At 67.7% G+C, this 17,988-nt stretch carries 16 protein-coding genes and 1 pseudogene; 8 read left to right on the plus strand and 9 right to left on the minus strand.

Features of this window, described 5'->3' with window-relative positions; translation table 11 throughout:
* On the plus strand, positions 1 to 791 hold a 791-nt coding region (locus GI374_RS16930; protein WP_154338221.1), incomplete at its 5' end, for an ATP-binding cassette domain-containing protein.
* A 497-nt stretch (positions 792 to 1,288) separates the two neighbouring features.
* Here the strand turns inward: GI374_RS16930 and GI374_RS16935 are convergent.
* The 3 genes from GI374_RS16935 to GI374_RS16945 are packed head-to-tail and all read right to left on the minus strand — an operon-like array spanning position 1,289 to position 3,233.
* A complete protein-coding gene (locus GI374_RS16935) occupies positions 1,289 to 1,939 on the minus strand; it encodes a hypothetical protein (RefSeq protein WP_154338222.1) in 651 nt (216 codons plus the stop codon).
* Between the two features lie 14 nt (positions 1,940 to 1,953).
* Complete coding sequence (locus tag GI374_RS16940; protein WP_154338223.1) at positions 1,954 to 2,862, minus strand: DUF6734 family protein; 909 nt, start codon at positions 2,860 to 2,862, stop codon at positions 1,954 to 1,956.
* Positions 2,862 to 3,233: a hypothetical protein gene (locus GI374_RS16945; protein WP_154338224.1), complete on the minus strand. Its 372-nt coding sequence runs from the start codon at positions 3,231 to 3,233 to the stop codon at positions 2,862 to 2,864. Before GI374_RS16945 ends, GI374_RS16940 begins: the two co-directional genes overlap by 1 nt.
* A 425-nt stretch (positions 3,234 to 3,658) precedes the next feature.
* On the opposite strand from GI374_RS16945, the gene GI374_RS19440 reads away from it, so the two are divergent.
* Positions 3,659 to 3,928 carry a hypothetical protein gene (locus GI374_RS19440; RefSeq protein ID WP_154338225.1) on the plus strand — a complete coding sequence of 90 codons (270 nt, stop codon included), beginning with the start codon at positions 3,659 to 3,661 and terminating at the stop codon, positions 3,926 to 3,928.
* A 169-nt stretch (positions 3,929 to 4,097) separates the two neighbouring features.
* Here GI374_RS19440 and GI374_RS16955 read toward each other — a convergent pair whose 3' ends face one another.
* From GI374_RS16955 to GI374_RS16960, 3 genes and pseudogenes are all read right to left on the minus strand, one after another.
* Positions 4,098 to 5,399, minus strand: coding sequence for a sodium:proton antiporter (locus tag GI374_RS16955; RefSeq protein WP_154338226.1), 1,302 nt, complete (start codon positions 5,397 to 5,399; stop codon positions 4,098 to 4,100).
* 937 nt (positions 5,400 to 6,336) lie between these two features.
* Positions 6,337 to 6,495 (minus strand): transposase domain-containing protein, encoded by a 159-nt coding sequence (locus GI374_RS19905; protein ID WP_370515439.1) that lies wholly within the window; start codon positions 6,493 to 6,495, stop codon positions 6,337 to 6,339.
* Positions 6,478 to 7,271, minus strand: a pseudogene (locus GI374_RS16960) (IS66 family transposase); the annotation flags it as partial. The gene GI374_RS19905 and the pseudogene GI374_RS16960, both read right to left, overlap by 18 nt.
* Before the next feature lie 229 nt (positions 7,272 to 7,500).
* Here GI374_RS16960 and GI374_RS19910 point away from each other — a divergent pair.
* From GI374_RS19910 to nanR, 3 genes are all read left to right on the plus strand, one after another.
* Positions 7,501 to 7,758 (plus strand): hypothetical protein, encoded by a 258-nt coding sequence (locus tag GI374_RS19910; protein ID WP_154338227.1) that lies wholly within the window; start codon positions 7,501 to 7,503, stop codon positions 7,756 to 7,758.
* Between the two features lie 107 nt (positions 7,759 to 7,865).
* Positions 7,866 to 8,623, plus strand: a protein-coding gene (locus tag GI374_RS16970; protein ID WP_154338228.1) for an IS5 family transposase whose coding sequence is annotated in 2 segments (ribosomal slippage) — positions 7,866 to 8,202 and positions 8,202 to 8,623 — 759 coding nt in all. Because the reading frame shifts where the segments join, the coding sequence is not laid out codon by codon here.
* A gap of 768 nt (positions 8,624 to 9,391) precedes the next feature.
* Positions 9,392 to 10,276: a transcriptional regulator NanR gene (gene nanR / locus GI374_RS16975; RefSeq protein ID WP_229583462.1), complete on the plus strand. Its 885-nt coding sequence runs from the start codon at positions 9,392 to 9,394 to the stop codon at positions 10,274 to 10,276.
* On the opposite strand, the gene xylB is transcribed toward nanR, so the two are convergent.
* Both xylB and GI374_RS16985 read right to left on the minus strand, forming a co-directional pair.
* Positions 10,252 to 11,697 carry a xylulokinase gene (gene xylB / locus GI374_RS16980; protein ID WP_154338229.1) on the minus strand — a complete coding sequence of 482 codons (1,446 nt, stop codon included), beginning with the start codon at positions 11,695 to 11,697 and terminating at the stop codon, positions 10,252 to 10,254. The two genes, nanR and xylB, sit on opposite strands and share 25 nt — an antisense overlap.
* Position 11,698: 1 nt before the next feature.
* On the minus strand, positions 11,699 to 12,523 hold the full coding sequence (locus tag GI374_RS16985) for a phosphogluconate dehydrogenase C-terminal domain-containing protein (protein WP_154338230.1): 825 nt from the start codon (positions 12,521 to 12,523) through the stop codon (positions 11,699 to 11,701).
* Between the two features lie 147 nt (positions 12,524 to 12,670).
* Between GI374_RS16985 and GI374_RS16990 the strand changes: the two genes are divergently transcribed.
* From GI374_RS16990 to GI374_RS17000, 3 genes are read left to right on the plus strand one after another with little or no spacing between them, the layout of a single operon-like run.
* Entirely contained in the window at positions 12,671 to 13,654 is a 984-nt protein-coding gene (locus GI374_RS16990) for an ABC transporter substrate-binding protein (protein WP_229583464.1), read from the plus strand.
* The gene (locus tag GI374_RS16995; protein ID WP_370515435.1) at positions 13,651 to 16,095 is read left to right on the plus strand and encodes an ATP-binding cassette domain-containing protein; all 2,445 of its coding nucleotides are present in this window, start codon (positions 13,651 to 13,653) and stop codon (positions 16,093 to 16,095) included. Before GI374_RS16990 ends, GI374_RS16995 begins: the two co-directional genes overlap by 4 nt.
* A complete protein-coding gene (locus GI374_RS17000) occupies positions 16,088 to 17,023 on the plus strand; it encodes an ABC transporter permease (protein WP_154338233.1) in 936 nt (311 codons plus the stop codon). The genes GI374_RS16995 and GI374_RS17000 overlap by 8 nt, the downstream gene beginning before the upstream one ends.
* Here the strand turns inward: GI374_RS17000 and GI374_RS17005 are convergent.
* Positions 17,020 to 17,988, minus strand: a complete 969-nt coding sequence (locus GI374_RS17005; protein ID WP_229583466.1) for an ABC transporter permease — start codon at positions 17,986 to 17,988, stop codon at positions 17,020 to 17,022. The genes GI374_RS17000 and GI374_RS17005 overlap by 4 nt on opposite strands.

A 17,988-nucleotide genomic window follows, 5' to 3' on the forward strand; every position in this document is an offset into this window, starting at 1 on the left:
TGACGGTGCGCGGGAACCTCGAATACGGACTCAGGAACCGCAAGACGCCGCGGGCCGAGATCGACGCCCGCGTGATCGAAGCGGCGCGGGTGCTGGAGATCGAGCCCTTCCTCGACCGCAAGCCGCAGGCCCTCTCGGGCGGCCAGCGGCAGCGGGTGGCGATGGGCCGCGCCATCGTCAGGAAGCCGCAGGCGTTCCTCTTCGACGAGCCGCTCTCGAACCTCGACGCGAAGCTCCGCGGCCATATGCGGGTCGAGATCCGCCGCCTGCAGCGCCGCTTCGCCACCACCGCGATCTATGTCACCCACGACCAGCTCGAGGCGATGACCATGGCCGACCGGCTGGTGGTAATGAACGGCGGCCGGATCGAGCAGGTCGGCGCGCCGATGGAGGTCTATGCGCGTCCCGCGACCCTCTTCGTCGCGAGTTTCATGGGCGCGCCGGGCATGAATCTGATCCCGGTCGAGGACCTCGCCGCCCATGGCGCCGACCTGTCCGCGTTTCCGCCGGACACCGCCGTGATCGGCATCCGCGCCGAGGACATCACGACCGAGGCCGCCCCAGGTGACCTCGCGCTCGACGCCCGGGTGAATGCGGTCGAGCAGACCGGATCCGAGACACTGCTGCACCTGACGGCCGCCGGATCTGGGAGGGGCCTAGTGGTTCGAACTCCTGGGGCGGTGTCGCTGCCGGCAGACCCAGGGTTGCGCCTGGGGCTGCCCGCGACGCGGCTGCACGGCTACGATGCGAGCGGGCAGCGCGTGCCGGCGAACGCGGCAGCAGCAGGATAGGAGTCTGAAGCGCAAGGCGCGAGCCCGCGCATGTTCATTGGGGCGGCGTGATCGCCTGCGCGCTCATGGCAGCAGTTCACGTCGGCCGCCGAGCAAGCCATCATGGCGCCCAAGAGCCAGGAATGCTCCGGCCGAGATAGAAGCCAAGATTGACGCCGAGACCCCGGGAAGCTCGGCACCGCGGCCATTTCCGAAACAACTAGTTCGGGCCTCGTGATTGCGTCGACCTAGGTTCACGTGCACACCTCTTTGGAGGGATGGCTGGCCTCCCGCAGGTCCCGCGGAGCCATGACGCAGAATGGATGCCCAAGCGCGACGGAGCGAACGTCCCCGATCATCATGAAGTCCTAGGAAGAGACGCAGACCACTACCGGGGTGCGTTATGGCGCCGCAAGGTCCCCGCGAACAAGACGTCCGTAGCGAAGGGCAGCATTGGTATTCTAAATGAAAGCGCTGGTGGGACCGACGTTCCCTGGCAACGACACAGAGTCGAGGTCCTAGGGGCCGCGGCTTCTTGCCAGTCCCAACCATTCCTTGAACCACGCGGGAAGGGCATTGTAGACGGCCGCGATACCCGGAATCGCGATGCCGAGGATCATGATCGCGGCCACGAGCGGATTGTCTTGCAACTTGCGCTTCCACCGCTCGACCCGTGTGCCGGCCTCCGGGCGCCTCAACTCCCAAGCGACTGCCCTTGTGCCGAGCGCAAGTGCCTGCTCGATGCTCGTTGTCAACTCGGCTGGCGAACGGTCCGTCTCCGTGATGGACTTGCGGATGCAGTCCTCGAAATCGTCGTAGGGCTCGGCAATCGTGTCCAGTCGGTCGAGCCGTTTGCGGAGCACGTCCACGGCTTCGCCCAGCACCCAGCGCGTGTCGCAGACAAGTTTCAGATCGTCGCTGCCCCGGATCGTCGACAGGTAGGCATCATCCGTGCTGCCTGCAGGCGTCCTGCGGTCCCGGCACACCTGATTGTAGCCGGTGGCCGCCACCCGGCTCCATAGGGGATCCCCGGATTGCGCCCGCGCGGCGATGCGCCCCCCGGGGGCGGCCATGACCCGGAGGTGATCGAGGCACAGCTTGCCCTGGCTCTGCACCGACTTGAAGGCTGCCTGCTGGTCTGCATCCGGAGCTCGTCGCGTGCTCGTCATTCTTGCCTCCATGCTCAGGCTGGGTTCGAAGGTCTCTCCCCACACAGGCGCATGCAGCGCTCGTAAAGCGCGGGATGCTCGGCCCGGACGCGCCCCTCCAGACGAGCGGCGATCTCGGGGTCGGCCTTCGCATCCCCGATGAGATGCGTATATCCCACCTTTTCGGCCGCGCGAGGGGCAAATGCCTGCGTGGAGGATGGAAAGAGATAGCCGACCCTGCTGGCCGCGTCCGGGCCCCCGCGGTTCGCCTCCGCCTCCAGGCAGGCCGCAAGGAAATACTGCTCGACCAGAATGTTGTCACGGATGCCGATCCGCTCCCATGCCGGGGCATTGCGCGGGTGCAGGATGATCCTGGTTGCGCGCCGCGCATAGCGATGGAGGAAGTCGATGTCCGTCCCGCCCAGGATGCCGCAGCACAATGCGTTCGTGCGCCGCCGCGCGGCATAGGACTGCCACTCATCCGGGAGCCAACCCCCGCAGTGGGCAATGCCGCGGATAAACTGATCGGCGCGATAGAGCGTCTGGTCTGTAAGGTCGAAATGTTCCGGGTTCTGCGCGATCACCGCGGCGCCCGCCAGGCGCGCCGGCAGCGGCTTCCACAGAATCACGTCCGCATCTAGGTGCAGAAAAGGCTCTCGCTGAGCTGCATAGGCCGCGAACTTGCCGAGCACCCACCATTTCGGATCGGCGCCGGTTTGGTTCAGCAGCTCCAGATCGTCGCTGACCGTCGTGAAGGGCAGGCCCAGCTCGTCCACCAGCAGCCGGGCCCCCACGCTGTCGGTGACAAGGCAGGTTTCCTGGAAATGGGCCGCAGCCCGGGCCACCGAAAGCGCCCAGCACAGCAGATGCGCCCGCTCGCTGTGCCAGAATCGGTGGTAAAACAGGGAATGCGGCCGCGACCAGAAGGACCAGACCGCCCGCATCAGATCAGGTGCGAGCCGATGCCGCGGGCGCCCGGTGGCCCGCTGCCCGGTCTCGGGATAGCGATACCGGAACCGGCGGCAGCGTGGATCTCGGTATTGTTCCACATTTCCAGGATCCATCCCGCCTTTCCGCGTCTCGGACCTGACGATTGTCGGAAGACCCGCAGGTTGCGGAAGCGCCGGGGCCCGATGACCCTGGCGACCGCCACCTGCGTTTCGAACAGAATGGTTACCGGACGCTCTGTGACACGCCCGCGCCCAGCGCCATTCTTCAGCTCCCTGATGAACTTGCGCTTTCCCTGGAACTCACCATCTGCCCGCCAGATGACGATGTCGTTCTCCCAGAAGGTCGTCAGACCACGCCTCTGCATCAGGGTCTCCAGCCTCCTCCCGTTCCGTCATCTCGCGACAGAGATCCTCCACCTGTCGGATCATGCCACTGTTCCAGGCTTCAGGAATCCGGCTCATGTCTTGCTCCCCCGTAGCAGCGCAGACGCCTTCTGTGGACTGGTCTCGGAACAGACTTGAGCTTGGGCTTGCCGGCAAGCAACAGAAGGACGCAAACCGATCCGCCGGCCTCTTCAGGGGTCGTCTCGGATTCCAAAAAGACATGAGGACAGGGTGAGCCACGCGCATTGCTCGAACTTCCTCGAAAAATATTCGGCTGCAGCGACCTTGAGCGAATACTAGCATAACTCAGTTGCCGCAGGATAGCACTGATGGACTGCCCAACGGAGTGGTCCAGTCCAGGGATCACCCCACCATTGCGAGGAACTTCCGCCGGGCAAGGCATGAGGTGGCGACTGGTGAAAGTTTGTCACGCGGTGTGCGGCCGAGCGCGAACGTCTGCAAAGGGCCGATCGGCGCGATCTTCATTGGATTCAACGCGCGGTCAGACCGCCAGAGACAACCCGGCGTGGCGGCTGACCTCAGCCTCGAACCCGGCAATCAGGCGGTCGAGCGCCGGATGGGCGCGGCCGACGACATAGGCCGGTGCCGGCGGGTCGGCGACTATGTGGCTATCCCTGACCCGCGGCGGCTGAATCTCGAGATCCGCAATGACTGACGCTATTATCGTGCTGGCCTATCGGGTCTATGGTGACACCGGGAAGGTCGTCCTTGCGGGCATCGAACTGATCAACGCCTTCACGAACTGAGGCCGGCTCGGCGGCGTCTGCCGTGGCCGTGCTCTCGTTCGGCTGTGACCCTGCGGCGCGCGGTGATCCGGCCTGGGCTCACCCTGCCCCCGGACCATGCAACCCGGGTGGTGGCACGGCATCCGCATCGGGATCGCGGCCGTGCCGGCGGTCGAGCAGGCGCATGACGGGGGTGACGGTCAGCCCGTGCATGAGGATGGAGATCAGGACCACGAGGCCGACGATGGCCCAGAGGCGCTCGGCGCCTTTGACCTCCATGTGGTTCAACCCGTAGGCCAGGTAGTAGATCGATCCCACACCCCGGATCCCGAAGAAGGCGATCGTCAGCTTCTCGCTCCATGAGGCCCTGAGCCCGGCAAGGCCGATCAGCCCCGTCACCGGACGGATGACCAGCAGGATGACCAGCGCCGCGGCGACGTCTGCCCAAGGCAGCCCCGCCAGCAGACCCTTGGCAACGGCACCTCCGAACAGCAGCAGAAGCACCATCATCGCGAGGCGCTCGACCTGTTCGGTGACGTCGTGCATCTCGCGGTGGAAGTCGTGGCTTCTGTGGGCCGCGCGGAAGGTCAGCGCGGTGACGAAGACCGACAGGAAACCATAGGAGTGGATAATCTCGGTCAGCCCGTAGGACACGAAGGTGGCGGAGAGCGCGATCAGCCCGTCGCCGGTCTGGGCCAGCTTCGTCTCGGCCGGAATGCGGAAGGTGAGCCAGCCGAAGGCGCGGCCGATCAGGTAACCTCCCGCGACGCCGGCGCCGATCTCCCACAGCACGTTGTAGCTCAGCCATTTCATCGCCCAGGGCTCTCCCGTCGCGCCCGCGAGAGCCAAGGCGATGGCCAGGTGGACAAAGGGGAAGGCGGCGCCATCGTTCATGCCCGCCTCCGAGGTCAGGCCGAAACGCACCTCGTCTTCCTCGCCCGTCTTCGGCGGGCCGACCTGCACGTCCGAGGCCAGAACCGGATCGGTCGGCGCCAGCGCCGCGCCCAGAAGCAGCGCCACCGGCCATGCAAAGCCCATCCATGTTCCCGCAAGGAGGGTGATGGCGCCGATGCTGAAGGGAAGGGTGACGAGGATCAGCCGCCAGGTCACCTCCCAGCGGTGCAGCCCGAAGACCCGGTCGAGCTTCAGCCCGGCTCCCATCAGCGCGATGATGACGACGAACTCGCTGAACCTTTCGGTGATCTCGGGATAGGCCAGCGGCGAAGGCTCCAGCCTGGCCCCTGGCAGCGAGAAGAGCGCCGCCCCCAGGCCGATGCAGACGATGGGCAGGGACAAGGGTAACCGCCGCAGCGCCAGGGGCAGCCATGCCACCAGAGCAATCAGGAAGCCGGCGCCCGTCAGAAGGAGGATATATGGGTCGGGCTGAAGCGGCGGGATCATGGCATCAACACGGGTTAAGGTTCAGTCGTGGCGACAGCAGGCTTGCCGGGATGCAGCGATCCTGTGCCTCTCGATCAGTGCTGATCGCCATGCGTGCGCCACGATCGGCTATCAGCGGCTGCCGTCGTGAGTTCAGGGCGGCGGCCTGTGACAATGCTCTCTAGACGCCTGATCTGCCGGTGCTGCTGCCGGCGAGGCCAGGGACACCATAATTGCCGCCGTGACCAGGGCCTTCTCCCTCACCGGCCATAATCACTGCGGCCCGATCAATACGGGTCATGGCCTGATGGACCCGCAGGGCGGTCCCCATAACCGCCCCACTCGTCGCCGTAACGACCATCGCGTTGCTGAACCCCATCATGCCATAGCCGCGAGCTTCATTCATGTGCCGCCGCCGCTCGGCACCGTCATCGCCGAACCTGGAACGGAGTTCGTCACCCGCCCAGTCCGACCAGTCGCGGGAGCAGTCCCGGGGCGAGTGGTCGTCCCGTGCCCATAGGGGCCGCGACCCCAGCGTTCCCGATCGTCCCGGTCCTGTGCCATCTGCATCCACCCTCAGGCAGTGAGTGTGGAGGAAATCCACTGCTGTCCCAACCCTTCCCGCTTCCGCGGTGTTCCTTCGAGGCTTGCGGTGCCAGATGTGAATGGTCGGTTTGCGGAAGCTGTTACGCAGCATGCGACCAGGCAAGAACGACTGCTTTGGGCCGATTGACGCGGCGACGAGGTCACACCGTGCAAGCAAGCGCGGCGAGCATTGCAGCCGACGGCCGCATTACGGTCGAACCAGCCGCCGTAGTCGAAGATCATCCGCTCGGTGGCACCGCGGGCAGGTGGCCTACGCTCCCTGAGAAACTGACCAGGCTCAGTGCGCTCATGTTTCCACTCAACCTTATTGCTGGCGGATGACGCTATAGAGGGTAAGCGCCTTCCCGATGCCCTACGCGGCGAGGCTTGACCTCTGATCGAAGCTCCAGGGCATGAGGCCCTCGATCAGGCTCCTTGGATGGCCATCGAGGATCGCCCGCAGGGTCCGCGCGATGTAGTCGATCGGGTTCGCGTGACTCATCTTGCAGGTGGCGATCACGGAGGCGAGCATTGCCCAGTTCTCGGCCCCCACCTCGTGGCCCGCGAAGAGGGCGTTCTTCGGTGTCAGCGCGATCGGGCGGATCTGGTTCTCGACCGGATTGGTGTCGAGCTCGAGCCGTCCGTCCTCGAGGAAGCGCGTCAGCCCTGGCCAGATGCCGAGCGTGTATCGGATGTCCTCGGCGAGCCTCGACGAGCGCGGGATGCGCGCGAGCTGCGCCTCGAGCCAGGGCCGGAAGGCGGCGGCGATCGGGGCCGCCAGTTCGGCGCGGGCAGCCAGCCGGATCTCCGGTGCGCGGCCGCGGACCGTCGCCTCGATGGCGTAGAGCTGGGCGATCTGGCTCAGGGCCCGTTCGGCGATCGGGGAGGCGTCGGCCTCCAGCCGCTTCACGAAGCGCCGGCGGACATGCGTCCAGCAGTGCACGAGCTGCCACGGCCCCTCCGGTCGAGCCGGGCCCGCCGGAGCCTCGTAGGCCTGATAGCCGTCGCATTGCAGGAACCTGCCGCGATAGCCGTCGAGGAAGCGGACCGCGTGCACACCGCCGCGGCCGGGCGCGTAGCGGAACATCACGATCGGTGGTCCGGTCCCGCCATGCCCGCGGTCATCCGCCACGATGGCCCAGAACCAGCCGGTCTTCGTCGTCCTCCCGGGTCCAGCACCGGTGCCCGGGTCTCGTCCATGAAGATCCGATCCGCGCCCTTCAGATGCTCGCACATGTGCTGGACGATCGGCCGGAGGTGGAAGCAGGCCCTGCCGACCCAGTTGCCGAGCGTCGCCCGGTCGAGCACGATCCCCTGCCGCCTGTAGATCTCGGCCTGGCGATAGAATGGCAGGTGCCGCGCCGATCCGGCCGGCGATGTCGGCGAGCACGCCGGGGCGGTCGGGGATGTCGAGCGCGAGGCGCATCAGGCGCCCGTCGCGGAACATCACGCGCTGGAGGACCGAGGCGAGGACCCGGTTGTCGATGTTGGCGCCGCAGATCGGGACGCCGACGCGCTGGCCGCGGAAGAGCTCGGGGTGGGCCAGCAGCGCCGCAATGCCGGCGGCGCCCGCGCCCTCGGCCACCACCTTCGCCTCTTCGGCGAGGCAGGCAATCGCGTTCTCGATCTGGTGCTCGGGGACGCTCGGGACGCGGATGGCGTGCTCGGTCTATTCGAGCAGTTGGGAATGGAGGCGGGTCGCGCAGCTCATGCCGCGCCCGGCAAGCAGCAGGAATGGCTGACCTCCCGCAGGTCCCGCCCAGCCATGGCGCTTAAGTCGACCGACCAGCTGTAAGAAGGAGGGCTCATTCGACTACGTCGAAGTCCTAGGTTCAGGACCTATTAAATTGCTTGCCGGGCCAGCCGCGGCTTGATTCACTTCGGGCGCTGAGGAGGTGCCGCATGAGTGATCTTTTCTGGCTGAGCGAAGCGCAGATGGAGCGCCTTGAGCCGTTCTTCCCGCGCTCCCGCGGCCGGCCACGGGTTGATGACAGGAGGGTGCTGAGCGGCGTCATTTTCATCAATCGCAATGGCTTGCGCTGGCGGGACGCGCCGGCTGCCTATGGCCCGGCAAAGACGCTCTACAACAGATGGGTCCGGCGGAGCCGGCTGGGTGTCTTGGCCCGGATCCTGACCGAACTTGCCGCCGAGGGGCGCGAGCGCGACACGCTGATGATTGATGCGACCCATTTGAAGGCGCACCGGACCGCCTCAAGCCTGCGGGGCAAAAAAGGGGGTGCGGACGGCTCATCGGGCGCAGCAAGGGCGGGCTGAACTCCAAGCTGCATACCTTGACCGACGGCAGGGGGCGGCCCATCGACATGGTCCTGACCTCCGGCCAGACATCGGATTACATCGGCGCCCGGGTGCTGCTGCGCTCATTGCCGACGGCGAGGACCCTCTTGGCGGACCGCGGCTACGATGCCAACTGGTTCCGCAAGGCCTTGACCGAGCGCCACATTCAGCCCTGCATTCCATCCCGGAAATGTCGCAAGGTGCCGATCCCGCACGACCCAAGCCTCTACCGGCAGCGCCACCGGATCGAGAATGCCTTCGCCCGGCTCAAGGACTGGCGCAGGATCGCCACCCGCTACGACAGATGCCCCGACCTATTCCTGTCGGCCTGCGCCCTCGCAGCCATCGTCATGTTTTGGCTATGAGTCCTGAGCCTAGAAGATCCCGCGCGCGTCAAAGGAGGTGCCTTCTGGCGCCGCAACCTCCCCGCGGACAGGACGTCCGTATTCGAGATAGCGACGCCCGAGAAGGAAGAATTGGTCGGATCGTAGCGCGTCCGTTGTCCCATGCCAAGGCTCCGGCCGTGCTCGAATGGGGCAATTCTCTCGGTGATGAGGCATCTTGCTTTCATAGTTTCCCCCGGGTGCCTCTATAATGGGGCATCGACGCCCTAGAGGACCCAACCGCAATTCGGGGAAGATCTTGTTATCAGACTCCTTTCCCGTGACCGGGAGTGACTTGGCCTGAGATGCCCCAATCCAGACGTGATTTCTGGTTTTTCAGCGCATCACTTAACCTTGGCGGTGTCGGTCACCACGGATGCTCGAAACTCGGACGGCACAGGCAAGCAACGCCTCCATCGGTGGCGCCAACATTCTGCAGCCGACGTCCACTTCTGGTCCTCGTCCTTCGTGCCCCGCGTCGCATTCGGTCGATCGCTATTCAGGCCAGCATCGATCTTGCTGAGGTTATCTTCACCACCATATCATAGAAAGCGCCGTTGACGCCGTTCAGTTCTGAAGCGTCCTCCGGACTCCGGCATCGCCCCCAGCGTCGATCGGCGCCCCTAAATGATCGCTCAGCTTCGCGCTCAGACAATCATAGAAAAGGTCGCTAGCTTTGACTTTCGCCTCGACCAGGAGAGGTTGCCCCAACATAGCCGTTGATCAATTCGAAGCCTGCAAGGTGCCTAAATGGCAGCCGGAACCACTACCGGATCGACGACCGGAGCGATGAATCCCCAAGGAGATCTCAGGGAGCTGAGCAGAGAAACATCCTCGAAGAGAAGAGAAGAGATAGCCTCCGGCTTGAACCCCGGCGCGGCGTGGGCCACATCTCGCCCGATGAGCACGACCCCCCCGCCCCTCAGTCCTCCCAACCGCATTCGCCGGCGTAAGCTCTCGGACGAAATCCGTGAGCGGTTGCTTGAGGCGGTGAACTCCGGCCGTTTCCGCCCGGGCGACCCGTTTCCGTCCGAACGCGAGTTGATGGAGCAGTATGGCGTCGGCCGGCCGGCAATCCGCGAGGCGCTGCAGGCGCTGCAGGCGATGGGCCTCATCGAGGTTCGGCACGGCGAGAGGCCCCGGGTCGCAGCGCCGCGGCTCGACCACCTGCACGGACAGATGATCGAGACCATGCGCCATGTGATGACGCATGACCCGAAGGTGCTGACCGAGTTGAAGGAGGCGCGGGTGCTGATGGAGGTGGCCCTCGTCCGAATCGCGGCCGAGCTCCGATCAGACGCGCAACTGACCGGGCTTCGCGCCATCGTCGATCAGCAGCGGGCGGCGCAAGCCAACGCGGACGCCTTCCGGGAACTTGACAGCGCCTTCCACCGCGCAATCGCGGCCATTTCGGGCAACGGGCTGCTGACCTCGCTCTGTGGTGCGGTCTTTGACTGGATGGCGATGTTTCACCGCGACATGGTGCATGCCCCGGGCCTCGAACGCCTGACCGTGGCCGAGCACGAGGCCATCATCGAGGCGATCGCCTCTGGCGATAGCGGCCGCGCGGCGCACGCGATGACGGACCACCTGCAACGGGCGAACTCGCTTTATCGCGCGCCCGCCTCGTCCTGAGGCGCGTAGGCCGGGCTGCTGCTGCGCCAGCGCGCCCTTGCCGTGCGCCACGCTTCGGCCTTCGCCGGGTCCGGCTCGAAGCGCCGCTCGACTTCGGGCTGTGGCAGGCTGGCCGGGTCCCCCCTCTCGGCTGCCAGCCGGCCCAGCCGCGCCGCACCCGATGCCGCGGCATGGGCGGCCTCACGTGGTCGCTCCACCGGACGGCCGAGGATGTTCGCCAGGATCCCCAGCCAGACATCCGATTTTGCCCCGCCGCCAAGGGCCAGCGGCGCCTCGACACGGCTGCCCGCCCGCTCCATCGCCGCGACCGCGTCGGCTAGCGAGAAACCCACGCCTTCCAGGACTGCACGGCTCAGGTCGGCCCGGCTGTGGGCGGCCGAGAGGCGGTCAAGGCGCCCGCGCAGCGCAGGCGCATTCCACGGCGTCCGCTCGCCGGAGAGATAGGGGTAGAAAGCGACCTCGCCCGGCTCCGTGCCCTCGCCCAGTTCCGCCAGCAGCGCCTCGGGTGGCGCCCCGGTCAGATCGGCGAGCCAGGCCAGCGAGGCCCCGGCGGCAAGGGTCACGCCCATGTGATGCCAGCGGTCGGGGATAGCATGGGCGAAGCTGTGAACCGCGGTTTCCGGTGCGGGCATGGGCATCGAGGTGACGGAAAAGATCACGCCCGACGTCCCGAGTGACAGCAGCGAGCGGCCTGGCTGCGTCAGGCCGACGCCCACCGCGGTTGCAGCATTGTCGCCGGCGCCGCCGGCAACCGGAATACTGGGCGGCAGGCCGAGCTCGACAGCCGCCTGCGCGCGCAAGGTGCCGGACACCTCCGTCCCCTCCACCAGTCGCGGCATCGTCGCGCGGTCGAGACCGGTCGTCGCCAGCAACTCATCCGACCAGTCGCGCGTCGCGAGGTCGAGCCAAGCGGTGCCGGCGGCATCGGAAGGCTCGCTGACCGCTTCGCCGATCAGCCAGAGCCGCAACCAGTCCTTGGGCAGCAGCACCCGCGCCACGCGGGCGCGTAACTCCGGCTCGTAACGCGCCATCCACACCAGCTTCGGCGCGGTGAAACCCGTAAACACGATGTTGCCGGTGATCGCGCGGAAGCGCGGGTCGGCGTCGAGGGCGCGGGCCTCGGCCTCGGCGCGGCCATCGTCCCAAAGGATCGCGGGACGGAGCACCCGCTGGCCCGCATCGAGGCAGACCGCGCCGTGCATCTGCCCCGATAGCCCGATGCCGCGCACCCCCGAAAGGTCGCGCCCCAGCCCCGCCACCGCCGCGACAGCCGCGGCCCGCCAGTCCTCCGGTGCCTGCTCGGACCAACCGGGCCGCGGCCGCGAGACCGACAGCGGCGCGGTCGCCGTCGCCACGACCGCATCCCCCTCCATCAGCAGCGCCTTGACGCCCGAGGTGCCGAGGTCGAGCCCCAAATACATCTCAGGTGATCCGCCGGATGCTTTCCGCCAGTTCCGCCTCGTCGAAGATGCCCTTCCAGTCGTCGCGCATCAGCCGCGGCAGGCCGTTCTCGATCGCCTTGTTGCAGGCATCCGAGAACACGCCCTGGACATGCCCGAAGGTCACGGCGCCGAGGATATTGAGATGCCCCAGCAGGAAGTCGCGCGCGGCCTCCTGCGGCACGCCGCGGGCGACGACCTCGTCCAGCCCCTGCTTCATCGCCGCCAGCAGCGAGGCGGCCAGCGTCTCGGCCAGGGCCGGCTCCAGTAGCGCAATCTGTTGCATGGTCAGCCGGTGCGAGCGCAGGATCGGCGCCCATATCAGCCGCGCGACCTCCTCGCCGCGGGCATAGTCCGCCTCCGGGCCCTGCATCAGCGCGTTCACGATCGACTGCCGCGCGGCGATCCCGCCGAAGCGATCGTCGCGCCCCGCCTCGCTGGTCTCGTCGTTGAAGATCGGCGGGTGGCAGGGATGGGTGATGAAATAGGTGATATCGGCCCGCTGCGGCAGGTGCCCGGCATAGGGCGCCGCGGCGTCGAGGATCATCACGATGGTGCCCGGGTCGAGGCGCGGCACGATCCCTTCTGCGACCTTGCCGATATGCGTGTCGGGCACCGCGAGGATCACCACCTCGGCGCCGGCGAGCGCCTCGTCCTCCGCCGTCACCTCGGCCCCGATCTCGTCGCGGACGCGGGCTCGCCTTGCCTCGCTGATCTCGACGAAGCGGATGTCATGGCCGCTGCCCACGAGGTTGCGCCCGAGCCGCACCCCCATCTTTCCCCCGGCGCCGATCAGAGCGATCTTCATGGCAGTCCCTCCTCCGTTCATGCTCCTTGCGTAGCTGGTATGATGAGATACTGTCGAGGGCGCATATCTGGGGAGGATGTAGGAATGACAACCGTTTTCGGCCGCCGTTTGACGGCCGCCGCTGCGCTCGCCGCAGCGTGGGCGGCGATGCTGACCGCCGCGCCCGCCTTCGCCGATCCCGAAAATCCGGTGATCGCGCTCTCAAACTCCTTCTACGGAAACACGTGGCGGCGGCAGATGGTGGACGCTTTCACCGAAGCTGCCGAACAGGCCAAGGCCGACGGCAAGATCGCCGACTATGTCGTGCTGAACGGAGACGGCAGCGTGAACCAGCAGCAAAGCCAACTGGGCGAACTGATCCTGCGCGGCGTCGACGCCATCGCAATCAACGCGGCGTCGGAAACGGCGCTCAACGGCGTGATGGAGCAGGCCTGCGCCCAGGGCATCAAGGTCGTGGTGTTCGACTCGCTTGCCACCGCTGACTGTGCCTGGAAGCTCAGCTTCGACTTTACCGACTACAAGACCGAACAGGCCGAGAAGACGCTGGAACTGATCGGCGACGAGGGCAACGTTCTGGTCGTGCGCGGCGTCTCCGGCTCCGGGCCCGACAACCTGATGTATGCGGCGCAGAAGGCGGTGCTCGATCAGCACCCGGACGTCACTGTGGTGGGAGAGGTCTTCGGCGAAGCGACGGCCTCGGTGGCGCAATCGGCGATCGCCAACATTCTGCCCAGCTTGCCCCATGTGGACGCGGTCCTCGCGCAAGGCGGCAGCGACGACTACGGCATCGCCCAAGCCTTCGAGCAGGCGGGCGGCGACTATACCGCAAGCCCCCCCGTAATCGAAGGCGGTGGCAGCAGCGATTTCGTGCTGTGGTGGGCCGACCGGGCCGAGGACGGCTACAGGACGACCTCGATGAACACCACGCCGGGCATCGGCGGCGCGGCTTTCTGGCTCGCCTATGCGCTCGTGAAGGGCGCCGAGCCGCCGATGGAGATGACGATGCCGGTGGCAGTCGTGGACGAGGCGAACCTGGCCGAGATGGCCGAAGGGCTGCAGCCGGGATTCATTATCAGCCCGTCCTATGACGAGGCCTGGGTGCAGGAGAACCTGGTGGGCGCGGCCCAGTGACAGACGGCGCCGCGGACCCGGCCGCGGGACGCGGCGCCACCACGGCCGCACCGCTCCTCGCGCTCGAAGGGGTCAGCAAGACCTACGGCACCACGCGCGCGGCGAGCGACGTGTCGCTGACGATCCGCGCCGGCGAGATCATCGGCCTCGTCGGCGCGAATGGTGCGGGCAAGAGCACGCTGATGCGGATTCTTGCGGGCGTGACGCGCCCCGACACGGGGCAGATGCTGATCGACGGCCGCCCGGTGGACTGGGACGCCTTCGGCCCCCGCGCCGCCAATGCCGCGGGCACCCGGATCGCCTGGCAGGAGCTTTCGCTCTGCCCCAACCTGAGCATCGCCGAGAACTTCTATATCGAGCGACCCAACGCGGGACGGTTTCGTCCGGGCTGGACGCGGCCTTACCGGGAGCTGGCGGCCGAGGCGCTCGGGGCCATCTTCCCCGGCACCGAAATCGTCCCGGATACCCGCGCTGGCGCGCTGCCGATCAGCGGGCGGCAAATGGTCGAGATCGCCCGCGTGCTCTCCGACCCCGGCCTACGCCTTGCCATCCTCGACGAGCCGACCTCGTCGCTAGGCGCCGAGCGCAGCGCGCAGTTGCGGGCGCATATCCGTGCGATCGCCGGGCGCGGGGTGGCAGTCGTGTTCATCAGCCACAAGCTGGCCGAGGTGATCGACGTGGCCGACCGCGTCCTCGTCATGCGGAACGGGAGGATCACGGAGGACCGGCCGAACCGCGGGCTGACGGTCGGGCATCTGGTCGAGATGATGGGCGGGCTGAGCGCGGAAGCCGCAGCCGAGGCTGCGGAGGCGCGGCCTGCGGCGGGTGCACCGGTCCTGACCCTCGACCGGGCCACGATTGCCCCCGGCTCGAACGTCGACCCCGAATTGCGCCGCGGCGAGATCGTGGGCTTCGCGGGCCTTGAAGGCTCCGGTCAGAAGGCCGCGCTGCGGCGGCTCTTTACCGCGCCCCGGGGGGGGCCGCGGCTGCGCTTCGTTTCTGGCGACCGGCCGGTGGAGGGCAACTTCCCGCTCTGGACGGTGCTCGAAAACATCACCGTCGGCCGCACCGCCCGGCGCCCCGGCTGGGCCGCGACTCGGCCGGGACCGGATCGACGCGCGGCGACCGAAGCCGCCCGCGGCCTCGCCCTCGACCCGGCGCGGCTGGATCATGGCATCCTCGACCTCTCCGGCGGCAACCAGCAGAAGGCGCTGATGGCGCGCGCGATCGTGGACGACTTCGACGCGCTGCTGCTCGACGATCCCACGCGCGGCGTCGACATCGCCGCGAAGCGCGAATTCTACCGCCTTGCCCGCGAGCTTGCGGGCCGCGGCAAGCTGATCCTCTGGCACTCGACCGAAGACGGCGAGTTCGCGGAATGCGACCGGGTGCTGGTCTTCTCGCACGGCCGTGCCGTGCGCCAGCTGGAACGCGGCGCGATCACCGACGAGGCGCTGATCGCCGCCTCCTTCTCTGGAACCGCCGGGACCGAGATCCTCGCGCCCCGCGGCAGCGGCGCGGGGATGCGGCGGCTGCTTACCGCCCTGCCCTTCCTCTGCCTCGCGCTGATCGTCGCCGCGATGACCTGGCGCAACCCGATGGTGGCGAGCGCGCTCGGGGCGCAGCTGCTGCTCGGCCCCGCCGTGCCGCTGGTCCTCGTCGCGCTCGGGCAAATGTTCGCGGTCGGCGGCAGCGAGATCGATCTCGGCATCGGCCCGGCCGCCGGGCTCGTTAACGTGGTCTCCGCCACGCTACTGGTCGCCACCCCCTGGCTCGGCGTCGGCGCGCTTCTCGGCATCCTGGCCCTCTACGCGCTCATGGGCCTGCTGATCCGCGCCCGCGCGATCCCGTCGATCGTGGTCACGCTGGGAGCCTCCTTCATCTGGCTCGGCATGGGCCAGACGCTGCAGCCGAGGCCGGGCGGCAGCGCGCCGGACTGGCTCGCGCCGGTTCTGCTGCCCTCGGCTTTCGGAATCCCGGCGCCGGTCATCGTCATCCTGCTCGCCGGCATTGCCGCCGCCATGATCAACGCCTCGCCCGCCGGGACCGTCCTGCGCGGCTTCGGCGCCTCGCCCCTCGCGCTCGAGCGCGCGGGCTGGTCAACGATCCGCTACACCGTGCTGCGCTACCTGCTGGTCGGAGGCTTCGCCAGCCTCGCGGGGCTGATGCTTACCGCCATGAGCGGCGCGAGCGACATCAACGCCGGCCGAGCGCTGACGCTTCTCTCCATCGCCGCGGTGGTGATCGGCGGCTGCCGCCTCCTCGGCGGCGTGATCGCGCCCTGGGGCGTGGTCGCGGGGGCGGTCACGCTGTCGCTGATCGGCGCCTTCCTCGCCACGCTCGGCGTCAGCACCGACTACAACGCGGCGGTCCAGGGCGCGCTGCTGATCGCCATCCTCGCGCTGCAATCGCTGAGTTTCGGAGGTGGCCGCCATGCGTGACTTCACCGCCCACAACCGCTGGATCTGGCCCGCACTCGGCATCCTCCTGCTCTGGCTTGCCCTCGCGCTGCTGACCGAGCGGCTGAGTCTTGCCAGCCTCTCGGGCGTGGCGGCCACGGCCGGGTTCCTCGCGCTGCCCGCCCTCGGCCAGATGCTGGTCATCACGAGCGGCGGCGGCAACATCGACCTGTCGATCCCCGGCGTGATCGCGCTCTCGGCCTATCTGTCGGTGCTTGTCCTGCAGTCTGGCGCGGGCTCGGGCGCGGCGCTGCTGGCTATCCTTGCGGCGGGCGCGGTCGTCGGGGCGGTGAACGCCGTGCTGGTCCTTTCGCTCCGCATCCCTGCCATGATCGCCACGCTCGCCTCCGGCTACATCCTCGCCACCGGGGCGCTGCTACTGAACGGACGCATCACCGCCATGCGGACCGGCGGCCTGTTCCAGATGCTTGCCACGGCGCGGGTGTTCGGCGTCCCCTCGTCCTTCCTGATCGCGGCCATTGCAGCCGCCATCCTGGGCCTCGTGCTCGCCCGCCTCGCCTGGGGCCGCAAGCTCCTAGCCACGGGCCAGAGCGAAGGCGCCGCGCGCCTCGCAGGCGTTCCGGTCGGCGCCACGATCGCGCTTGCCTTCGTCCTCTGCTCGATGCTCTCCGCCTTTGCCGGTGGGCTGATCGCGGGCTATGCGGGCGGCGCGTTCCTGGAGATGGGGACGCCTTACCTGCTGCAATCGGTCGGCGCCGTGGTCCTCGGCGGCACGCTGATCGCGGGCGGCAGCGCCTCGGCGGCAGGCACGCTCCTCGGCGCGCTGCTGCTCATCATGATCGTCACCACCATGCAGATCGCGGGACTGCCGAAGGGCGTGCAGGACATCCTTCAGGGCGTCATCATCATCCTGATCCTGTCGCTCGCCGGCAGCCGTGCGCGGGCCTAAGCCAGCGGCCGGATCGAGCGCCGCGCCTGCTTCTCCATCCGGATCGCCCGCAGCCCGTCGAGGAACACGGCAAGGAAGATGATCGCCCCCTGCACGATCGGCTGCAAATAGAGGTTCACCCCGGCATAGACGAGCCCCGCCTTCACCGCCTGCACCGTGACCGCGCCGAGGACCGCGCTCACGGCGCTGCCGATGCCGCCGAAGAGGCTGGCGCCGCCGAGCACCGCGGCGGTGATGACGTCGAACTCGCGCCCCTCGCCGAAGCCCGCGTCGATGCGGCCGATCTGCGAGATCAGCACGAATCCGGCGAGGGCCGCGCAGGTCGAGCAGATGACATAGACGGCCGCCTGCATCCGTCTGACCGGCAGCCCGGCCTTGCGCGCGGCCTCGGCGTCGTTGCCGAAGGCGTAGATGTGGCGGCCGAAGGCGGTGTGGGCGAGCACGATGTGAGCGGCCGCTGCGACGATGGCGAAGGCGATCACCGGCATTGGGATACCGAACAGCGCCGACTGGCCGAAGGCGCGCATCGACGCTGGGAAGTCGATCTGTCGCGAGCCGGTGGACCAGATGCCCAAGCCCCGGACCAGGAACAGCATGGCGAGCGTCGCGATGAAGGGCACGATCCTGAGGCGCACGATCAGGATGGCGTTGACCAGCCCGATCGCCGCCCCGACGAGCAGGCAGAGAAGAAGCGCCGGGGCGACGTCGATCCCGAGGCGCTGCATGGCGATGCCGGCGATCACAGGCGCGAGATACATGGCCGACCCGACCGAGAGATCGATCCCTGCGGTCAGCAGCACGAACACCATGCCAACCGCGGCGATGCCGATGAAGGAGGCCGCCTTCAGCGTGGACATGAGGCTGCCGGGGGCCAGGAAAGCAGGCGCCACGATGCCGAAGATCACCACGATGAGCGCGAGGATCAGGACCGCCGTGTAGCGGACCGCGAAGTCGAGGGGCGTCAT

Origin of the sequence: Paracoccus sp. S-4012 (assembly GCF_009674885.1) — a bacterium.
Taxonomy (GTDB): Bacteria; Pseudomonadota; Alphaproteobacteria; order Rhodobacterales; family Rhodobacteraceae; genus Paracoccus.

Excerpts from the sequence above, each read along its gene's own strand:
- GI374_RS16935 (WP_154338222.1), bottom strand. The coding sequence starts at position 1,939 with ATGACGAGCACGCGACGAGCTCCGGATGCAGACCAGCAGGCAGCCTTC.
- GI374_RS16940 (WP_154338223.1), bottom strand. The coding sequence starts at position 2,862 with ATGCGGGCGGTCTGGTCCTTCTGGTCGCGGCCGCATTCCCTGTTTTAC.
- GI374_RS16945 (WP_154338224.1), bottom strand. The coding sequence starts at position 3,233 with ATGCAGAGGCGTGGTCTGACGACCTTCTGGGAGAACGACATCGTCATC.
- GI374_RS16955 (WP_154338226.1), bottom strand. The coding sequence starts at position 5,399 with ATGATCCCGCCGCTTCAGCCCGACCCATATATCCTCCTTCTGACGGGC.
- GI374_RS19905 (WP_370515439.1), bottom strand. The coding sequence starts at position 6,495 with ATGCTCGCCTCCGTGATCGCCACCTGCAAGATGAGTCACGCGAACCCG.
- nanR (WP_229583462.1), top strand. The coding sequence starts at position 9,392 with ATGGCAGCCGGAACCACTACCGGATCGACGACCGGAGCGATGAATCCC.
- xylB (WP_154338229.1), bottom strand. The coding sequence starts at position 11,697 with ATGTATTTGGGGCTCGACCTCGGCACCTCGGGCGTCAAGGCGCTGCTG.
- GI374_RS16985 (WP_154338230.1), bottom strand. The coding sequence starts at position 12,523 with ATGAAGATCGCTCTGATCGGCGCCGGGGGAAAGATGGGGGTGCGGCTC.
- GI374_RS16990 (WP_229583464.1), top strand. The coding sequence starts at position 12,671 with ATGCTGACCGCCGCGCCCGCCTTCGCCGATCCCGAAAATCCGGTGATC.
- GI374_RS17000 (WP_154338233.1), top strand. The coding sequence starts at position 16,088 with ATGCGTGACTTCACCGCCCACAACCGCTGGATCTGGCCCGCACTCGGC.
- GI374_RS17005 (WP_229583466.1), bottom strand. The coding sequence starts at position 17,988 with ATGACGCCCCTCGACTTCGCGGTCCGCTACACGGCGGTCCTGATCCTC.